This window comes from Actinoplanes sp. NPDC051388 (assembly GCF_055586225.1).
Genome location: NZ_JBVJIP010000009.1, coordinates 150,394 through 169,472, shown reverse-complemented (window position 1 = coordinate 169,472; position 19,079 = coordinate 150,394). Strand labels below are relative to the sequence as shown.

Annotated in this window: 14 protein-coding genes; 7 read left to right on the top strand and 7 right to left on the bottom strand. The window is 72.6% G+C overall.

Annotated features, from left to right (window positions below):
• Window positions 1-10 precede the first annotated feature (10 nt).
• The gene (locus tag ACZ6TI_RS23555) at window positions 11-985 is read right to left on the bottom strand and encodes a LacI family DNA-binding transcriptional regulator (RefSeq protein ID WP_465347453.1); all 975 of its coding nucleotides are present in this window, start codon (window positions 983-985) and stop codon (window positions 11-13) included.
• A 179-nt stretch (window positions 986-1,164) separates the two neighbouring features.
• On the opposite strand from ACZ6TI_RS23555, the gene ACZ6TI_RS23550 reads away from it, so the two are divergent.
• Window positions 1,165-2,562, top strand: coding sequence for a DUF2252 domain-containing protein (locus tag ACZ6TI_RS23550; RefSeq protein ID WP_465347279.1), 1,398 nt, complete (start codon window positions 1,165-1,167; stop codon window positions 2,560-2,562).
• A complete protein-coding gene (locus ACZ6TI_RS23545; RefSeq protein WP_465347278.1) occupies window positions 2,559-2,966 on the top strand; it encodes a pyridoxamine 5'-phosphate oxidase family protein in 408 nt (135 codons plus the stop codon). The genes ACZ6TI_RS23550 and ACZ6TI_RS23545 overlap by 4 nt, the downstream gene beginning before the upstream one ends.
• Here the strand turns inward: ACZ6TI_RS23545 and ACZ6TI_RS23540 are convergent.
• The gene (locus tag ACZ6TI_RS23540) at window positions 2,953-3,855 is read right to left on the bottom strand and encodes a hypothetical protein (protein WP_465347277.1); all 903 of its coding nucleotides are present in this window, start codon (window positions 3,853-3,855) and stop codon (window positions 2,953-2,955) included. The genes ACZ6TI_RS23545 and ACZ6TI_RS23540 overlap by 14 nt on opposite strands.
• Window positions 3,856-3,950: 95 nt before the next feature.
• Here ACZ6TI_RS23540 and ACZ6TI_RS23535 point away from each other — a divergent pair, with 95 nt between their 5' ends.
• From ACZ6TI_RS23535 to ACZ6TI_RS23525, 3 genes are all read left to right on the top strand, one after another.
• Window positions 3,951-4,865 carry a pirin family protein gene (locus tag ACZ6TI_RS23535; RefSeq protein ID WP_465347276.1) on the top strand — a complete coding sequence of 305 codons (915 nt, stop codon included), beginning with the start codon at window positions 3,951-3,953 and terminating at the stop codon, window positions 4,863-4,865.
• A gap of 55 nt (window positions 4,866-4,920) precedes the next feature.
• Window positions 4,921-5,352 (top strand): hypothetical protein, encoded by a 432-nt coding sequence (locus tag ACZ6TI_RS23530; protein ID WP_465347275.1) that lies wholly within the window; start codon window positions 4,921-4,923, stop codon window positions 5,350-5,352.
• A gap of 752 nt (window positions 5,353-6,104) precedes the next feature.
• On the top strand, window positions 6,105-11,915 hold the full coding sequence (locus ACZ6TI_RS23525; RefSeq protein WP_465347274.1) for a hypothetical protein: 5,811 nt from the start codon (window positions 6,105-6,107) through the stop codon (window positions 11,913-11,915).
• Here ACZ6TI_RS23525 and ACZ6TI_RS23520 read toward each other — a convergent pair.
• The 4 genes from ACZ6TI_RS23520 to ACZ6TI_RS23505 form a co-directional block, all read right to left on the bottom strand.
• Complete coding sequence (locus ACZ6TI_RS23520; protein WP_465347273.1) at window positions 11,896-12,948, bottom strand: GGDEF domain-containing protein; 1,053 nt, start codon at window positions 12,946-12,948, stop codon at window positions 11,896-11,898. The two genes, ACZ6TI_RS23525 and ACZ6TI_RS23520, sit on opposite strands and share 20 nt — an antisense overlap.
• A 112-nt stretch (window positions 12,949-13,060) precedes the next feature.
• Window positions 13,061-14,245 (bottom strand): ABC transporter permease, encoded by a 1,185-nt coding sequence (locus ACZ6TI_RS23515; protein ID WP_465347272.1) that lies wholly within the window; start codon window positions 14,243-14,245, stop codon window positions 13,061-13,063.
• Complete coding sequence (locus ACZ6TI_RS23510; RefSeq protein ID WP_465347271.1) at window positions 14,242-14,913, bottom strand: ABC transporter ATP-binding protein; 672 nt, start codon at window positions 14,911-14,913, stop codon at window positions 14,242-14,244. Before ACZ6TI_RS23510 ends, ACZ6TI_RS23515 begins: the two co-directional genes overlap by 4 nt.
• On the bottom strand, window positions 14,910-16,238 hold the full coding sequence (locus ACZ6TI_RS23505) for an efflux RND transporter periplasmic adaptor subunit (RefSeq protein WP_465347270.1): 1,329 nt from the start codon (window positions 16,236-16,238) through the stop codon (window positions 14,910-14,912). Before ACZ6TI_RS23505 ends, ACZ6TI_RS23510 begins: the two co-directional genes overlap by 4 nt.
• Window positions 16,239-16,406: 168 nt before the next feature.
• Between ACZ6TI_RS23505 and ACZ6TI_RS23500 the strand changes: the two genes are divergently transcribed.
• The gene (locus tag ACZ6TI_RS23500) at window positions 16,407-16,619 is read left to right on the top strand and encodes a hypothetical protein (protein WP_465347269.1); all 213 of its coding nucleotides are present in this window, start codon (window positions 16,407-16,409) and stop codon (window positions 16,617-16,619) included.
• Here the strand turns inward: ACZ6TI_RS23500 and ACZ6TI_RS23495 are convergent.
• The gene (locus tag ACZ6TI_RS23495) at window positions 16,616-17,359 is read right to left on the bottom strand and encodes a L,D-transpeptidase family protein (RefSeq protein ID WP_465347268.1); all 744 of its coding nucleotides are present in this window, start codon (window positions 17,357-17,359) and stop codon (window positions 16,616-16,618) included. The genes ACZ6TI_RS23500 and ACZ6TI_RS23495 overlap by 4 nt on opposite strands.
• 223 nt (window positions 17,360-17,582) lie before the next feature.
• Here ACZ6TI_RS23495 and ACZ6TI_RS23490 point away from each other — a divergent pair, with 223 nt between their 5' ends.
• On the top strand, window positions 17,583-18,950 hold the full coding sequence (locus ACZ6TI_RS23490) for an ABC transporter substrate-binding protein (protein ID WP_465347267.1): 1,368 nt from the start codon (window positions 17,583-17,585) through the stop codon (window positions 18,948-18,950).
• Window positions 18,951-19,079: the final 129 nt, after the last annotated feature.

Genomic DNA, 19,079 nt, shown 5'->3' with positions numbered 1-19,079 from the left:
CGGAAACCGGCTACCCAACGCTGCCGCGCACCACCAGTTCCGGCGCGATGACCCGCCGGCCGGCCGCCGCGCCCGGGTCGTCGACCTGGGCCAGGAGCAGGTCGAGGCCGGCCTGGGCGACCGCCTCGAAGTCGGGGCGCACGGTGGTCAGCGGCGGAATGAAGAAGGCCGCCTCGGGCACGTCGTCGAAACCCACCACGCTGACGTCGCCGGGCACGCTGCGGCCGCGCTCGTAAAGCGCCCGGAGCAGACCCAGCGCCAGGTGGTCGTTGGCGGCGAAGACCGCGGTCACCTCGGGCATCCGGGCCAGCATCTGCCCGGCGGAGTAGCCCGCCGCGGCGGACCAGTCGGCCGGGATCAGCGGCGGCACCTCGGCTCCCGCCTCGAGCAGCGTCTGCCGCCAGCCCTCGATCCGGCCGGCCGCGTCGTACCAGTGCGCCGGGCCGGAGACGTGCCAGACCGTGCGGTGGCCCGCGTCGAGCAGATGCTGGGTCGCGGCCCGCGCGCCGGCCACCTGGTCGACGGTCACGAGAGCGTTTTCCCGGCCGGGATCGCCGTCGATGGTCACCAGCGGGACGCCGGACGGGATGTCCTCGAGGCCCTCGCCGGCCTCCGCGGTCGGCGCGATCACGATCACGCCGGCCACCCGCTGGTCGAGGTGGCGCTCGACGGCGGCGGCCACCGACTCCCGGTCGAGGTTGACCACGCTGGCCACGCTGACCGCGAAACCGGCCTCGGCGGCGGCCTGCTCGAAGGCCGCGAGCAGCGACGCCGGGCCGAACAGCGTGCTGTTGAGCGTGACGATGCCGAGCAGCTGGGATCGGCCGGTGACCAGGGTGCGGGCAGCGCGATTGGGCCGGTAGCCCAGCTCCGCGATGGCCGCGCGCACCCGCAGGCGGGTCTGCTCCTTGACGTTCGGATGACCGTTCAGCACCCGCGACACGGTCTGGTGCGAGACACCCGCGAGACGGGCGACGTCGGTCATGGCCGGGTCACGGGACCCCCTGATGTCCACCAACGCACCCTCAACCCCTCAAGAAAGGCCTGGAGAAGAGACTAACGCCGGGCCGGTCCCGTGACCCGTAGCCATATGTTAGCGATAACAGGACCAGGGTCAAGGATCGTTTGTTTCGCGTTCATGCTCGCCACGTAGAGTTCGAGCCGATGAACGCCGTGCTGAGCTCGGTCCCCGACGACGGGTTCGCCTCGCTGCGCCGGCCCGCGCGCCCGCGCAAGGAACGCTACGAGTTGGGACGCTCGTTGCGGGAGCGGGCACACCGGTCGGACACGGCTTTCTGGTCCCCGCCGGACGACCGGGTCGACCCGGTGGCCCAGCTGGTGGCCGCGCACGAGGGCCGGGTGTCCTGGCTGATCCCGGTGCGGGTGGGCCGCATGGTGGCCTCGCCCTATGCGTTCCTGCGCGGCTCGGCGAACATCATGGCGGACGACTTCGCGGCCCTGCCCCGCTCCGGCATCACGCCGATCATCTGCGGCGACGCCCACCTCGGAAACTTCGGGTTCTACGCGTCTCCCGAGCGCGAGCTGGTCTTCGACCTCAACGACTTCGACGAGGCGCACCCCGGCGCCTGGGAGTGGGACCTGCGCCGGCTGGTGGTCAGCGTGCACGTGGCCGGCCGGCAGAACGGCTTCCGGGAGAGCGCCTGCGCCGACGCGGTCGCGCACTGCGTGCAGGAATACCGCGAGCAGATCGGCCACCTCGCCGAGATGCCGCTGCTGGCCCGCTCGTTCGACCAGCTCGACGTGGAGAAGCTGCGCAAGGCGGCGACCAAGGCGAGCTTCCGGGACGAGATCGAGCGGGCCGCGCGGCGGGCTCGGCGGCGCACCAGCGACCGCGCGCTCCCCCGCTTCACCGAGCAGCGCGACGGCACCGCGCGGCTGGTCGAGGAGCCGCCGCTGATCACCCGGCCGAGTGACGAGGACCGCGACCGGCTGGCCGAGGCGCTGGACGGTTACCTGAACACGCTGCCGCCGCACTGGGCGCGGATCCTGGCCGGTTATCGGATCGTGGACATCGCGCACAAGGTGGTCGGGGTCGGCTCCGTCGGGCTGCGGGCCTATGTCGCGCTGTGCGAGGGCAGCAGTCCGGACGACGTGCTGTTCCTGCAGCTCAAGCAGGCCCGCCGGTCGGTGGTGGCACGCCACCTGCACGGCGACGCGGCCTGGCACCGGCACCAGGGGCAGCGGGTGGTGGAATATCAGCAGGCGCTGCAGACGGTCAGCGATCCGCTGCTGGGCTGGACCACGGTCGGCGACCTGCAGTTCTATGTGCGGCAGTTCCGGGACATGAAGGGCGCGATCCTGGTGGAGGACATGAGCGCGGGCGCGCTGGAGGACTACGCCGGGGTGTGCGGCTTCCTGCTGGCCAAGAGCCACGCCCGCACCAGCGGGGCCTCCATGATCGCGGGCTATCTGGGCGGCAGCGACAAGCTCGACGAGGCGATGAGCCGGTTCGCCCGGGCCTATGCGGACCAGGTCGAGAGCGACCACGCCCAGCTCGTGGACGCCGTCCGGCGCGGCGTGCTCCCGGCGGACGCAGCGTGAGCGGGCCGATCCGGCTCGACGCCCCGGCGCTGCTCGAGTTCTGGACCGAGCGCCACCTGTGCACGCTCACCACGCTGCGGGCGGACGGCTCGCCGCACGTGGTCGCGGTCGGCGCCACGCTCGACCCGGAGTCCGGGCTGGCCCGGGTGATCAGCTCGCGCACCTCGGCGCACGTCCGGCACGTGCTGGCCGGCCAGGCCCGGGTGGCGATCTGCCAGGTCGACGGCCGCCGGTGGAGCACGGTCGAGGGCACCGCCGCGATCCGCACCGAGCGCGACGCCGTCGAGCGGGCCGAAACGCTCTACACGGCCCGCTACCGCACGCCGCGGCCGAACCCGGCCCGGGTGGCGATCGAGATCACCGTGACCCGGGTGCTGGGCGCGGCGTCGCTCACTGGAAGCTGATCAGCTCCGGCACCGGCTTGAACTTCAGCACGTCCCGGGCCTGGTAACGCTTGACGTCCTCGTCGTAGAACAGCTTGTAGCCCAGATGAAACTGCTGCGGCCGGCGCAGCCGGTTCCAGGTGGCGTTCTTCTCCGACCGGGTGCCGAAACCGTCCACATGCTGCACCATCGCCAGGCCCGGCCGCTTCGCGATCCGCTGCACGTCCGGCAGCATCGATCCACGGAACTGATGCAGCACGAAGAGCTTCTCCGGCAGCCGGTTCGTCGAGACCAGACCGGACAGGTACGCCGAGACCTGGTTGACCTCGGCCGAGCCGACCGAGCCGATGGTCCGCCCCGGCACCTTGCCTTTGGGCATCCGCCACTCCGGGTCCAGCGCCAGCCCGACATGCGGCTGCACCAGGAACTTCTCCAGCCGTTTCGCCTGCGGCAGGAAACTGCCCCGGCCCGGCTGCAGATCCAGGATGACCAGCACCCGGTTGCGCCGCGCCTGGTCCACGTACTGCTGGATCTTCCGCTCGTCGATCATCTGGCTGTAGTCGCCGTCGCTGCCCGGCTTGGCCTGCGCCACGGTCGCGATCAACTCGTACGCCACCTGCACCTTGCGGTCGCCGGCGAAGCCGCCCGCGGCCTTGCGCAGCTTGGGCAGCATCTTGTCCGGGCTGCCCTCGCCGAGCACGCCGAGCGCGGCGTTGCCGGCCGTGCCGTAGTAGGCGACCACCCGATAGGACGGGAAGATCTTCGTGCCGCCCTGCGGCAGCTCGGCGGGCTTGGCCGGAGCCTTCTCGACCGGCTTCGGCGGCGCCGAGCTGGTGGTCACTTCGGCCGGTGTGGACGGTGGCTCCGACTCGTCTCCACAGGCGCCGGTGGTCACGGCGAGTGCCGCCACGATTCCAGTCAGGACAATTCGTCTCACATCCACCTCCGCTCGACAGCGGGCCACGTTACTTCAGCCCCGGGGCGATGGCGAGTTAGGTTGAAGCGGTGAGTGAGCTGCTCGAAGGGCATACGGTCGCGCTGGGCGGGCCGCGAGGGATGGCGGTCACCCGCACGCTGCCCGGCCGGGCGCGGCGGATGGTCGGGGCCTGGTGCTTCCTGGACGCCTACGGGCCGCAGGACCTGGCCGGGACGCCGGGGATGCGGGTCGGGCCGCATCCGCACATCGGGCTGCAGACGGTGAGCTGGCTGGTGCGGGGCGAGATCCTGCACCGCGACTCGCTGGGCAACCGGCAGGAGATCCGGCCGGGGCAGCTCAACCTGATGACCGCGGGGCGGGGCATCTCGCATTCGGAGGAGACGCCCGCGGAGAACTCCGGCGTGCTCGAGGGCGTACAGCTGTGGGTCGCCCTGCCGGAGACGGCCCGGCACCTGCCGCCCGCCTTCACCCACCACGCGGATCTGCCGATCGTGCCGTTCGGCGGCATGTCCGCGACGGTCCTGGCCGGCACGCTCGGCGAAGCGTCGTCGCCGGCCGCGACCTACACCCCGCTGGTGGGCGCGGAGATCACCCTCGCCGCCGGCTCGTCGGGTGAGATTCCGCTGCGCGCCGATTTCGAGTACGCCGTGCTGACCATCGACGGGGTCGCGGCGATCGGCGGTCACGACCTCAAGCCGGGTCCACTGCTCTATCTGGGCGCGGATCACACGACCCTCTCGCTGTCCGCCGACCAGCCGTCCCGGGTGCTGCTGCTGGGCGGCGAGCCGTTCACGGAATCCCTGGTCATGTGGTGGAACTTCGTCGGCCGCAGTCACGAGGACATCGTCGCCGCGCGGGCCGGCTGGGAGTCCGGCAACGCCTTCGGCGAGGTGCACGGCTACGACGGTCCGGCCATCCCGGCGCCGCCGATGCCGATCACCCGATTGGTGCCTCGTGCGCGGTATCGCACAAACTCCGCTTGACGGTGCTGGTGCCGGGGCGGATCGTCGGGGTATCACCCTTCGCCTGGAGCGCACCGTGACCATCCTCGACATCGGCCGGCTCGCCCTGATCATCGCTGCGCCCACCCTGATCGGGGCGGCGGCGATCACCGCCCCCCGGTTCTGCGCCTACATCTCCGACCGCTGGGCCGCCCGGCACGCGAACGACCCGGTGCCGATCGGCCCGCCCATCGAGCAACTGGCCGCCGACCTGCGCCGGCTGCTGCGGCTGCACGGCGAACTCACCGCCTCGGCGCACCTCGCGATGCGCGCCCACCGGTTGTGGGCGGTCGAGGCCGCGATCGCCACCCGCGGCATCGAGGCGGCCCGGGCGCTGGACGTGCCGCACCCGGAGCCCGAGATCCCCGGCGCGCTGAGCCGCACCGAACTCGCCGCGCTGCTCCACGACCTCGGCGAGGCCGGGATGGTGCTGCCGGCGAAGGTCGGCCCGTTCCTCGGGCCCGCCTGATCGCGGCGGTGCGGTCGGCCCGTCCTCGGGCCCGCCTGCCTCGGCCCGCCTGATCGCGGCGGTGTGAAAGGTGACGGTGGCGAGGTGCACCTCGCCACCGTCGGGACCCGGTCGGCGGACTTACAAACGGGGGCGACGGCCGCCGGCCGGGGAGTTGAGCGTCTCCAGGGTCCAGGAATCCAGGCGGCGCAGAGCGGACCGCAAGGTGGCGCGGACGGCGCCGAGGTCGAGGCGCGGCATGATGTCGCTCCTTTTCATTCGGTGTCGACGGGCCCGGGCCGGCACAGCGCCGGACCGCCCGGGGTGGTTCCGTCATCCACCGTGACAGCCGAGCGGCCAAGATCCGTGTTGCGGCGACGTGTCCTTCGACACGGCACCTTCTGATCTCCTGAGCCCACGATTAAGAATGGCTTAACCACGCCATTCTTTTGCCGGCGCGGTTAACCGCCCGGAAATGGGTTACTGTGCGCGCATTTCCGCGACCGCAGAGTACTGATCGCAGGTCGCGTTGAACCGACGCGCGGCGCTCTGCGTACTGTCCGTCGAGAGAGGCCCTCCGGGGTGTCTCCAACACAGGCTCCCGCGGCCGGTGAAGCGCTTCCCAGCGTGGTGGCGCCCACCACAAATCTGTGGTTAACGTTCCACATCGACCGCGCGCGGGGGCGAGGTGGCGGGCGGACCGAGGCACGGCAAGGACGGGGGGCGACGATGCGGCAACGGCGTTCCCTTATCGTCGCGGACTTGAGGTCCGCATGAGTTTCGAGGACGACGAATACTGGGAGGACGAGTACTCCCCCCATTCCCCGGTGGCCTATGCGGAGGACGGCGCGGTCGCACACGACCGATACTCCCCCACCATTCCGCCGGTTCGTCGTCCCCGGACTCCCGCCCAGGTCAGGACGTCCACCTGGGACGGAGAGGTGGAACCGCCGGCCATCGATCTCGACGCCCGGCCGCCGGACGAGCTCGCCGCGCGCCGGCGCAAGCGGACGTCCCGGTCGGCCACCCCGCCCGCCGGCGCGCCCGGTTTCGACGCCAATCGCCCGGACTGGCTCAACGACCCCGAGTTCGTGCCGACCGACGTGTCGAAGCCCGACCCGAACGCCTCGGACGTCGTCGACTTCAACCGGCCCGAGCTGGGCGCGAACTTCGACAATCCGGAATATCACGGACCCGAGCTCGGCAGCCGGGCGGTGCGGTCGCGGCGCGAGCCGGAGATCGTCGACTACCTGGACTACGACTACGACGACGACCAGTACGCGCAGGACGTCGCCCGGTACCAGACCGACGTGCGGAACGGGCGGGAGACCGACTTCGAGGACGGGCAGTCCGCGTACCGGGGTGACCGCGGTGGCGCGGCGCCGCCGTCGCGCGGGCCCGGTGGACGGGCCGCCGTGGTCGGCGACCACGGCGACGATCCGCGCCGGTCCTCGCGTGGCGGCGACCGCTCCGGTCGCGGCGCGTCCCGGGACGACCGGTATCCGGACGGACGGCCCGGCGACTTCGCCGCCCGCGACCGTGCGGCGCGCGACGATTACGAGGGCCGTGGCCGCGACGTGCGGCGCGGGCCGCGGGTGGCTCGGCTGGACGACGATCTGGACATGCGGCGCGGTGACTCCCGCGGCCGTGACGGGCGGCGCGCCGCGGATGATCGCGATCCGGGCCGGCGCGGGGGTCGTGGACCCGGATATGTGGAGGACGAGCGCGGGCGCGATCCGCGCGTCGGCCGCGAGGCCGCCCGGCTGCGCGGCGCGGAGATCGGCGACGACCGGCGGCGCGGCCCCCGGGACGACCGCGGCGCGGCCGCTGCCCGTGGGCGGGCCATGGTCGACGGGCCTGGAGACCTGCCGCTGGACGAGTCGCCGCGGCCGATCCACGGCGGGCGCGGGCGGATCACCGTCGAAGGCCTCGGCGACGGAGTGCTCGACGGTCCGATCTCGCCGGAGGGCTGGTCCGACGACCCGCGTCCGGTACGGCCGGGTGGCGGTCGCCGAGGTGCGCAGCGGCGTCCCGAGCAGCCGGTCAGCGGGCGGGCTCAGGTGCCGGAGCAGGACGAGGTGCTCGACCTCTACCGGCCGCAGGACTCCCGGCGCGACGACGGGGTGCGGCAGGACCGGTCGTCCGAGGTCATCCACCCGGTGGAGATCATCCGGCCCGGGAACTCGCAGCGGCCGCCGGAGATTCTGCGGCCGACGGCGTTCAAGGCGCCGGAAGTCGGTCGTCCGAAGCGGCCGGCCGGTCGCCCGCAGCCGATCGAGCCGCCGCGGGACCGCGTGGCGCCAGACATCGAGCGGGTCGGGCCGGACCGTCGCGGGGCGGACTCTTTCGAGTCGGATCGCCCGGGCCTGGACCGGGCCGGTTCGGATCGGGTTCGGTCGGATCGGCATGACCTTGATCGGGCCGGGTCGGACCGTCGCGGGGCGGACCGTGTCGAGGCGGATCGCTTGGACCTGGACCGGGCCGGCTCGGACCGTCGGGAGGCGGACCGTGTCGAGGCGGATCGCCTGGACCTGGACCGGACCAGCTCGGACCGTCGCGGCGCGGACCGCCTCGAGCCAGATCGGCTGGACCGGACCGGCTCGGATCGTCGTGGATCGGATTCGGGTCGGCGGGGTTCGGGCGGTGTCGGGTCGGGTCGCTCGTCCTCGGATCGCGTCTCGTCGGATCGGCGTGGGCCGGATCGCGACGGGTCGGAGCGGCGCTTCGCGTCGGATCGTGAGCGCGACGACCAGGCCGCTGCGGCCTGGGCCGGGAACGACGGCATCGAGGGCGACCAGCAGTCCGATCAGGACGGTGACGGCCCGCGGGTGCTGAGCAAGACGCCGCCGCCGGTCGCACCGCGGGTGCTGCACAAGGCGGAACCGCCGGCCGCACCTCGCGTGCTCAAGAAGGCCGAGCCGCCCGCCCAGCCGCGGGTGGTCAGCACGACCCCGCCGACTGGTCCGGCTCGTGTCGTGCCGGCCGCCGGTGTACCCACCACGCCGAACCAGCCGGGCCAGACGGCGGCAACGCCCGCCGCGCGCGACACCGCCGGGCCGCAGGCTCCGGCTGCCCGCGCCGCCGGGACGCAGGCACCCGGCTCGCGTGACACGGCGCGCCCGCAGGATCTGGGCGCGCGGGACATGGCCGGCCCGCATGGACAGGCCGCGGGTGCGGGTCTCGGGTCGCAGGGGCAGGCGCCGCTGGTTCCGCTCTCCGAGTGGAAGCCCGCGCCGATTGATCCGAACGTCGCGCCGCAGCAGCGCGCTCCCCGGCACGCGGGTTCCGGTGCGCAGCAGTCGGCGCCGCAGGTGCCCGCCGCGCCGCAGCAGCCTGACGCTTGGCACGGCGAGCAGCAGCCCGCGGCGTGGAACGGTGAGCAGCCGCAACAGCCGCCCGCGTGGCAGGGCGACCCGGCACAGCAACCCGCGGCATGGAACGGTGAGCAGCAGCCCGCTGCCTGGCAGGGCGGGCAACCGCCACAGTCGGCCGCGTGGCATGGCGACCCGGCGCAGCAGCCCTCAGGCTGGAACGCTTCGCCGGAGCACGAGTCGGCACGGCCCATCTCCGGGCAGCCGTCATCACCTGCGCCGCAGAGCTGGGACGGACCGATCCACCAGCACGGGCGCCCGGATTCGCCGCGCGTGCAGGCCTGGGACGCCGAGGGCCGTCCACTGTCGATGCCGCACCAGCCGGCGCCGCACGCCTGGCAGCCGCAGGGCTATGCGCAGGGTGCGCCGCAGGCTCCTCAGCAGCAGCCCGTTCAGCCGATGCCGGAACAGCCCGCGGCCCGCCAGGCCCCGGCGCCCACCGAGCAGCCCGGACGCGCGATCCCGCAGACGCCCGCCGGCTGGCAGGCGCCGCCCGCCATTCCGGTGCCGACCGAGCCGATCGGGCGGCCGCAGCAGCCCGCCGCTCGGCACGCGCCGCCGCAGGCACCGGACCAGCAGGACGCGCAGTCGGCCTCCGGCTGGCCGACGCCGCAGCAGGCACCGGGTCAGCAGGATGCGCAGCCGGCCGCCGGATGGCAGGCGCCGCCTGCTGTTCCGGCACCCGCCGGACGGCCCGGCCCGGTACCGCAGCACCCCGCGGGCTGGACGCCGCCGCAGGTGCCTGAACAGCAGAGGCCGACGCAGGCACCGGAGCAGTCCGGCGCTTCGCAGCCGCCCGCCTGGCAGACACCGACCGGTGTCCCGGCGCCCGGCGGTCGGCCCGGTGCGGTGCCGCAGCACCCCGCCGGATGGAAGCCGCCGCGGGTGCCCGAACAGCAGACTCCTCAGCAGGCGCCCGCCGCCTGGCAGCCGCCTCCGGCCGTGCCGACGCCGGCCGAATCGGCTGGTCAGGGTGCGCCGCAGCAGCCCGCTGCCTGGCTGGCGCCGCAGCAGCCGTCGTCGGCGCCTCGTGGGCCGGAAACTCAGGCGCCGGCGTCCGAGTCGCCGCAACCGGCCTCGTGGGCGGCGCCGCAGCAACCGGCGCGAACCGGGCCCGGGGCCTGGGCGCCGGAGCCGCTCGAGGACTCGCCTCGGCCGCCGTGGAGTGAAGTCACGCCGGTCCATGGTGTTCCGCGGGTCGTGCCCCGTGGTGAGGATGTGCCGGTCCGTTCGGCGCCGCGGCCGTCCGAGCCGGTCGAGCGGCGGGCCGAACCGCAACCCGTGCAACGGGTCCAGCCCGCGCCGCAGCCGGTGCGGCCGCCGGTCGAGCCGACGCGGGTCGGCACCCCGCGGGACGACGAGCCGCGGACCGTCGAGGAGACCGAGCTCCGCATTCCGCGCTGGGCTCCCCCGGCTCAGCCGCCGCGGGACACCCCCGCGCCGGCCGTGGAGAAGTCCGACGACCGTCCGAAGAGTGAGCGGCCGGCCCCGCCGACGCCGGTCACCCAGCCGATCGGGCGCCTGGTCATCGCCGGGCCGGATACCGAGAAGCGGCACTACGTCGACGAGGACGTGCAGGTCGACTGGTTCGGCGGTGGGGCGGCCAAGGCGGCTTCCGCGGAGGCCGCGCCCGCCGGGAAGCCGGCCGAAGCCGCTCAAGCGAGGGCCGGGCAGGCAGGAACCGCTCAGGCCGGAACCGCTCAGGCCGGAACCGCTCAGGCCGGAACCGCTCAGGCCGGAACCGCTCAAGCGGGGACCACGCCCCAGGCGCAGGGCGCGCAGGCAGGGGCCGGGCAGGCAGCGGGCGCGCCGGCGGAGACCCCTTCGCAGGCGCGGGGCGCGCAGGCAGCGGGCGCGCAGGCAGGGCGCTCGCGGCCGGCGGCGGCGGCCGAATCGGTGGGCGATGGCGTCGTCATCGACTTCGACATCAGTGGGCTCTTCGATGGTCGTGGGGTGACCGCCGAACAAGCGCTGATCGTCGCGCGGGCTGAGCAGGAAGCCGCCGAGAGGCACGCCGGCGGCCATCAGGCCGCCAAGCACCAGGCGGTCGACCACCAGGCCGCCGAGAACCAAGCTGCCGGAAATCGGGCCACGGAACACGAGGCCGCCAACGACCAGTTCGCGGCCTACCAGGCTGGAAGCCAAGCTGCGGGAAACCAGGCCGCGCAACACGACGCCGCCAAGCACCAAGCTGCGGAATACCAGACCGGCGCACACCAGACCGCGGACCACCAGGCCCCCGCACACCAGACCGCGGACCGCCAGACCGCCGCACGCCAGACCGCGGACCATCAAGCCGCCGCACACCAGACCGCGGACCACCAAGCCGCCGGACATCAGGCCGCCGAACTCGGAAACGTCACACCCGAAGCCGCCAGGCACCAGGCTGCGGATCGCGACGGTGCCGGACCTCGGGCCGCGGGGCTCGGCGAGGAACGGCCGGGCGTGGATCGGCGGAGCGCGGGCGCCGGTGACGGGGCCGAAGCGGCGTCCGCGGAGCGAGGGCTTGTCGCCGCGGGTGGGCTTGGCACGCCGGAGGCCGCCGGGGTCCAGCCGCTGTCCGCGGCGGACCTGGACGCGATTCGGTGGCGGCTGGACGGCGGGACGTTGCGCGAGGTGGTCGACGACCGGGACGCGCTGCGGGAACTGGGCGAACGGCTCGACGGGCCGCTCGCCGACGAGCAGGACGACGTGACCAAGGCCGGGCTGCTCAGCGTACGGGCCGAGGTCTACCGGCTGCTCGGGGAACTCGGCATGGCCGCGGCCGCGAGCCGGCTGGCGCTGGTGCACGCGCACACGTCTCGCGATCAGCGGTCGATCGTGATCGCGCAGGCCGAGCTGGCGCACGTGCTGCGGCTGCGGGGGGACTTCGGCGAGGCGGACCGGCTCTTCGAGGAGGCGGCCAGCTCCGAGACGCCGGAACCGCTGCGCAGCGTGGTGCACGAGAACGCCGGGCGGAGCTGCTTCGACCAGGGGCGGCACATGGAGGCGCTGGACCACTTCGCGCGGGCCGTGCGGCTCGGGCCCGAGGAGGACCTCGACCTGGTGGAGCGCATCGGGGTCAGTCTCGAGGCGATCTACATCCACGTGCTGCGGGACGGCTGGGGGCCGTACCCGAGAATGCGCCGCGAGATCATCGGCCCGGAACCGGACCCCCGGGATGCCGGGCCGCAGCCGCCGGCGGCGGCCGAGGTCAGCGAGCCCGCGAACTGACCGGCTCGGGGTCGGGCTCGGCCGGGTGGGCGGCGCTCATCGCGACCCGGCCGCGGCCCGCGCTCTTCGCCGTGTAGAGCGCCGTGTCCGAGGCCCGGACCAGGTCTTCGACCGTGCCGGCGTGGTCCGGCAGCACGGCCACGCCGATGCTCAGGCCGGGCGGGCCGGACGGCAGGGCGGTGTCGCGGGCGACGGCCGCGCGGAGACGCTCGACGGTGTTCATCGCCGCCCGCTGATCGGCCCGCAGCAGCATCACGAACTCGTCGCCACCGAGCCGGGCCACCACGTCCTCGGGCTCGGCGATCTCCCGCATCGCGTCCGCCACGAGTTGCAGGGCGTCATCACCGGTCGCGTGCCCGTACGTGTCATTGATGCCCTTGAAGTGGTCGAGGTCCAGCGTGACCACCGTGAGCGGGCGATCCGTGCGGGCCGCCCACTCCCCCGCGGCCTGCAGGGCCTCGTCGAAGGCGCGCCGGTTGGCCAGCCCGGTGAGCGGGTCGGCGAGCGCCTGCCCCTCGAGCCGGCGGCGCAACTGGTCGGTGCGGTCGCGCAGGGTGACCACCACGACCACGATCATGATCATCGCGATGGCCATGGCGATCCAGTCGGCGAAGGCGTTGTCCGCGGACAGGGCGACGATCACCACCAGGCCGTGGCCGGCCATCACGGCGGCGATGTTCAGATAGATCACGCGGCGGCTCAGGAAGTTGGCGGCGTAGAGGACCGGCCACAGGTAGAAGAGCTGGGAGCCGGTGGTGGCGTCCTTGGTGATCAGGTTGAGCCCGGAGATGACCGTGGTGGCGACCAGCGGGGCGATCCACCAGAAGAAGTCCGGCACCGCGTCCGGGCGGGACCAGCAGAGCCAGCCGCCCACGCCACAGGCGGTCGCCGCGACGAGGACCGCGAGCAGGACCGGCAATGGCTGATGGACCGGCAGCACGGCGCCGGTGAGGAAGATGAACGGCGAACCGGCCATCTGCAGGTAGGCGACCGCGCGCGAGGCGCCGTGGCGGTCGCGGATCTCGTACTTCATGAGCGGGTCACCTCCTCCCGGCTATTCTCAGCCACCATCGGCGGCTCGGCGGGCGGGTTGAGCGTTGGGCGGCATCGGGTGCCTCACTCCGCCAATCCGGACGCCTCAGGAGTCACTCCGTGCGCAGTGCCACCACCGGATCCAGGCGGCCGGCGCGCTGGGCGGGCACGACCCCGAAGATGATGCCGACCGCGGCCGAGACGCCGAAGGCCAGCGCGAGCGACCACCAGGTGATCGCGGCCGGCACCGGGGACAGCCGGTCGACCAGCAGGGCCGCGCTGATGCCCAGGGCCATGCCCAGGATGCCGCCGATCGTGGTCAGCAGCACCGCCTCCAGCAGGAACTGCACACCGATGTCGCGCGGCCGGGCGCCGACCGCCTTGCGCAGGCCGATCTCCTTGGTGCGCTCGCGGACCGAGACCAGCATGATGTTCGAGACGCCGACGCCACCGACCAGCAGGCTGATGCCGGCGATCGCGGCCAGCACCCCGGTCAGCACACCCAGGATGTCGCCCAGCACGCCGAGGATCTGCTCCTGGGTGACCGCGCTGAAATCGGTGTCCGGATGCTGCTCGACCAGGGTGGCGACCACCGCGTCACCGAGCGCGCCGATGCGCTCGCGGTCGGGAGCGCGGATCGCCAGCCCGTCGATGCGGTCGGTGCCGAGCAGGCGCTGCGCGGCGGTGACCGGCACGTGCACCTCACTGTCGCGGTCCACGCCGAGGCTCTGGCCGAGCGGCTCGAACGTGCCCGTGACCCGGAACCGGACGCCGCCGATGGTGATCTGGCGGCCGATCGGATCGCGCTCGCCGAAGAGCTGGCGGGCGACCGACGCGCCGAGCACCGCGACCCGGCGGCCGGTGCTCACGTCCGAGCGGGTGAAGTATCGGCCCTGGTCGAGCTTGCGGACGAACACCGTCGGCGTGGTCTCCAGGACGCCCTGCATGCTGGCGAAGGCGGTGCGGCTGCCGGCCCGGACGGTCTCGCCGGAGCTGATCGTGACCGCGACCCGGGAGCGGTCGCCGACCACCCGGGTGACCGCGTCGACGTCGTCGAGCGTCATGGTGGAGGTGGTCGGCGCGGCGCCGGCCTCGAGCCGGCCGGGCACCACCAGCAGCAGGTTGGAGCCGAGGCCCTCGACCTGGGACTCGATCTGCTGCTTGGTGCCGGTGCCGATGGCCACCAGCGCGACCACGGCGGCCACCCCGATCACCACGCCGAGCATCGTCAGGACGCTGCGCAGGCGGTTTGCCCGCAGGGCGTCGACCGCGACCCGCCAGGCCTCCATCACCCTCACGGCACGATCACGCCGTCTCTCATCACGATCTGGCGGTGCGCCCGGGCGGCCACCTCGCGGTCGTGGGTGACCAGCACGACCGCGACGCCGTCCGCGTTGAGGGACTCGAGCAGCGCCAGCACCGCGTTGCCGGTGGTGGTGTCGAGGTTGCCGGTGGGCTCGTCGGCGAGCAGCACGGACGGGCCGGTGACCAGCGCGCGGGCGATCGCCACCCGCTGCTGCTCGCCGCCGGACATCTGGTTGGGCCGGTGACCGACGCGGTGGCCGAGGCCGACCCGCTCGAGCATGGCCGCCGCCCGGGCCCGCCGCTCGCGCCGGCCCACGCCGCGGTAGACCAGCGGCAGCGCCACGTTGTCCTGCGCGGTGGTGCGGGCCAGCAGGTGGAACGACTGGAAGACGAAGCCGATGGTCTCGTTGCGCAGGCGGGCCATCTCGGCCGGGGTGAGCGTGGCGACGTCGCGGCCGCCGATCAGCAGGGTGCCCTCGGTCGGCCGGTCGAGCGCGCCGAGCAGGTGCATGAGCGTGCTCTTGCCGGAGCCGGAGGTGCCGACGATGGCCAGGTAGTCGCCCTCGTCCACGGTCAGCGACACGCCGCGCAGGGCGGGCACCGAGACGCCGTCCAGCTGATAGGTGCGGGAGACGTCCGTGGCCAGGATCGCCGCGGTCACGGCAGCTCCTGGCCGGCCCGCACCAGGTCGGCGCCGGACACCACGATGCGCTGCCCGTCGGAAAGGCCGGAGGTCACCTGCACCACGTCTTCGCCCTGCACGCCCAGCGTGACCGGCACCCGCTCGGCCTTCCCGTCGCGCACCGCCCAGACCGTGTCCTGTCCGTTGGTGTCGACCACCGCGGAGGCCGGCACGGTGACCGCGTCGGCCGCCTCACGAACGCGCAGCCGCACCACCGCGCTCATGCCGGGCCGGGGTGTCGGCGCCGCGCTGCCGTCGGCCGCCTCGCCGGCGCCGAGGTCGAGGCGCACCCGGTAGGACACACCGCCGCGGGCCGACGTGGTGGGCAGCAGGTCGATCGCGCGGACCGTCGCCGGATAGGTCGAGCCGGTGGCCGCGTCGAGCTCGACGGTGGCCGCGCCGCCGGTCCTGACCAGCAGCACGTCGGTCTCGTCCACCTCGGCGGAGAGCCCGAGACGGCCCACGTCGACCACGGTCACGATGGGGGTGCCGGCGCTCACCGGGCCGCCCTCCGGGACGGCGGAGTCGGCGCCGGCCAGGGCGGCGGCGGGCGCGGACAACCCTCCGCCGGAGGCCGCGGCCGGGTTGGACAGCAGGTCGGTCAGCGACGGCGTGCCGGCCTGCGGGGTGCCGCCCAGCTGGACCACGCCGGCGACCGGCGCTCGCAGGGTCAGCGCGTCGTCGGCCGCGACCGCCAGGTCGTAGGCCTGCTGGGCCTGCAACCGCTGGGCCGCGGAGAGCGAATTGAGCGCGGTCGACAGCCCCCGCAGACCCTGCTGGACCGAGCGGACCGCCTCCGCGGCGGCCGCGGAGGCCGCCCGGTATTGCTCCTCGGCCGCGTCCACCTGGGCCAGCAGCGCGGCCTTGATCTGCGGGTCGGCGATCTCGGTGGCCGCCTCACGGGCGGTGTCGAACGCCTTTCCGGCACGTTTGTCGGTGCCCCGCCCGACGGTCACGTAGTTGCCGGTGGAGGCCGACGGGCTCGCGTCCAGCGCACGCTCGGCGTCGGCCAGCCGGTCGGCCACCTCGGGTGAGTCGACGACCGCGAGCACGGAGCCCTTGGCCACCCGCTGCCCGGGCGTGACCCGCAGCTCGGCGAGGGTGCCGGCGGACGGCGAGGTGACCGTGGCGGCGGCCCGGGCGGTGACCGAGCCGGGCGCCTCGACGATCTCGGCGACCTCGCCGCGGGCGGCCGCGCCGAGGGCCACGCCGGACGGGTCGTCGCCGCACGACGCGGCGGTCAGCGCGGACAGCACGACCGCGGCGGTGAGCAGCGCGAATGATCGCGCAGGGCGGCGAGACACGAGCGCCACTCTAATCCGCGGGTCCGACAGAGATTTCCGGCCTGATACCCGATAGGCCTGTCGGTTATCCGGCGACGAGCTGGCCGAACCGCTGACTGTGCAGGTCAGGGATGGGTGCGACGGTGATGGTGAGGCTCGGGCCGAGACCCGGGTGCCAAGGGGGAGAAGATGCTCCGCGCCGACACTCTGACGGTTGTGCACCACGACGACTCGGTCAGCCTGTTCGAGAACGTCCGCTACATGCTCGGCCGCAAGGGCCTGCACGTGGTGATGGCGACCGGCGAAGAGATCGTCTTCCCGCAGCACGACGTGTTGACCACGCGTGCCGACACGGCCGCCACCACCTTCCTGGAGCAGAGCGAGTACGAGATCGCCGCTTAGGTTCCCGACCGCTTCCCGTACACCTTGACCCTGGTGCCGATCTTGCCGATGCCGTAGAGCTGCTTGGCGTCGGCCGACAGCAGGTTGACGCAGCCGTGCGAGCCGCGCCAGCCGTCGTGCAGGTAGGTCGTGGTCTGGTGCAGGCCCACGCCGCCGACGAACCGCTGCCAGTAGGGCATCCACACCTTGTACGGGTTGGACCATTCCTTTTTGGTGCGCTTGTTGATCTTGAACGAGCCGGTCGGCGTGCGGTGGCCCTTCATGCCGGTGCGCGTGACCGTCGGCTTGACGTAGACCTTGCCCTTCTTCATCACGAAGACCGTCTGGTGCGTGAGGTCGACGCAGACCGTGGTCGTCGTCTTGCTCGCCTTGCAGCTGGAGGTCTTCGTGCCGGCCAGGCGCTTGGCCACACCATGGGTGGTGGGCCCGGCGAGCCCGGCGACCGGACGGATCCCGTACCGGCTCTGGAACTTCTTGATCGCCTTGCAGTCGGCGGCGGACTGCTTGCCGTCGACGCTGACCGAGCCGAAGCCGCCCAGCTTCTTGAGGTATCCCTCGACCTGCTTCTGATACTTGCCGGTGGCACACGATGCCGCGGCGGCACGGGTGACGACGACCGTGGCCGCCGTCTGCGCGCGCGGCGCGGCACTGGCCGGCGAAGCGGCCACCACCAGGCTCGAACCGACGGTCACCGCGATGGCGAACGCGCCGATGCGCACGATTGTCCGCTGGACTCCCAATTCATCCTCCCCAGGAATGCGTTCGGACATCGAAGCACACGCAAGCATGAGGGCAGCTCATCCGGACAGCCATGGCACGAATCCGGGACCGAGTGAATCGTTACGCGGAAGATCCCTGGAAACCGTTGCGTAACCTGCACGAACCTTCTTGACTATGCGCGGTGAGGCTTCGCTCGGTCACGGTGCGTCAACTGACCGGTGCGTCAAGGAAATGAGGAGATCCATGTCAATACACTCCGTGGGATCGCGGTGGCGAACCGCGCTCGCCGGCACGGTCGGCGTCGGGCTGGTTCTCGGCCTGGCCGCCTGCGGCGACGACGGCGACAGCGGCGGGGACGAGACCACGCCCTCGGCGGCGGCCATCGACTGCGCGCAGTTCTCCAGCTTCGGGGACCTGAAGGGCAAGACCGTCACGGTCTACACCGGCATCGTCACGCCGGAGGACAAGCCGCAGATCGACTCGTACAAGCCGTTCGAGCAGTGCACCGGCGTCACCGTCAAATACGAGGGCGACAAGGCCTTCGAGACCCAGGTGCTGGTGCGCGCCAAGGCGGGCAACCCGCCGGACATCGCCTTCGTGCCGCAGCCGGGCCTGCTCAAGCAGCTGGTCGCGACCGGCAAGGTGGTCGAGGCGCCCAAGGCGACGGCGGACAACGTCGACAAGTTCTTCGGTGCGGACTGGAAGGCGTACGGCACGGTCGACGGCAAGTTCTATGCCGCTCCGCTGGGCGCCAACGTGAAGTCGCTGGTGTGGTACTCCCCCAGCGAGTTCAAGGACTCGGGCTACACCGTCCCGACGACGCTCGCCGAGCTCAAGACGCTCAGCGACAAGATCGTGACGGATGGCAAGAAGCCCTGGTGCGCGGGCATCTCCAGCGGTGAGGCCACGGGCTGGCCGATCACCGACTGGATGGAGGACATGATGCTCCGGCTCAGCGGGCCGGAGAAGTACGACCAGTGGGTCAACCACGAGATCCCGTTCAACGGCCCGGACTCGACCGCGGCGCTGGACGCGGTGGGTGGATACCTGAAGAACGACGCGTACGTGAACGGCGGCTACGGCGACGTGAAGAGCATCGCCACCACCACGTTCCAGGACGGCGGTCTGACGATCGTGGACGGCACGTGCTCGCTGCACCGGCAGGCCAACTTCTACGCGGCCAACTGGGACAAGGGCACCAAGGTGGCCGAGGACGGCGACGTCTTCGCGTTCTACCTGCCCGGCCAGGACGCCGCCACCAAGCCGGTGCTCGGCGGTGGCGAGTTCACCACGGCCTTCGCCAACCGTCCCGAGGTGCAGGCGTTCCAGACGTACCTGTCGACGGACACCTGGGCCAACGCCAAGGCCAAGATCTCGCAGGGCTGGGTCAGCGCCAACAAGGGCCTCGACCCGAACAACCTGAGCAGCCCGATCGACAAGCTGTCGGCGACGATTCTGCAGGACCCCAAGGCGGTCTTCCGCTTCGACGGTTCCGACCAGATGCCGGCCGCGGTGGGCTCGAACGCCTTCTGGAAGCAGTCGACCAGCTGGATCACCGGACAGGACACCAAGACCACGGTGGACAACATCGAAAAAGCCTGGCCCAAGTGATCTGAAGTAAACCCTGGACCGGGGGGGGGGGGGGGGGGCCGCCGGTTCCCTCTCTTCCCCAGGAGGGGGGGGGGTACGTTTTCTTTTTTTGGAAAAACATCCAAAAAAACCACCCAAACAACCACGGGG

Coding starts and splice junctions, on each gene's coding strand:
- ACZ6TI_RS23555 (WP_465347453.1), bottom strand. CDS start 985: ATGACCGACGTCGCCCGTCTCGCGGGTGTCTCGCACCAGACCGTGTCG.
- ACZ6TI_RS23550 (WP_465347279.1), top strand. CDS start 1,165: ATGAACGCCGTGCTGAGCTCGGTCCCCGACGACGGGTTCGCCTCGCTG.
- ACZ6TI_RS23525 (WP_465347274.1), top strand. CDS start 6,105: ATGAGTTTCGAGGACGACGAATACTGGGAGGACGAGTACTCCCCCCAT.
- ACZ6TI_RS23520 (WP_465347273.1), bottom strand. CDS start 12,948: ATGAAGTACGAGATCCGCGACCGCCACGGCGCCTCGCGCGCGGTCGCC.
- ACZ6TI_RS23500 (WP_465347269.1), top strand. CDS start 16,407: ATGCTCCGCGCCGACACTCTGACGGTTGTGCACCACGACGACTCGGTC.
- ACZ6TI_RS23490 (WP_465347267.1), top strand. CDS start 17,583: ATGTCAATACACTCCGTGGGATCGCGGTGGCGAACCGCGCTCGCCGGC.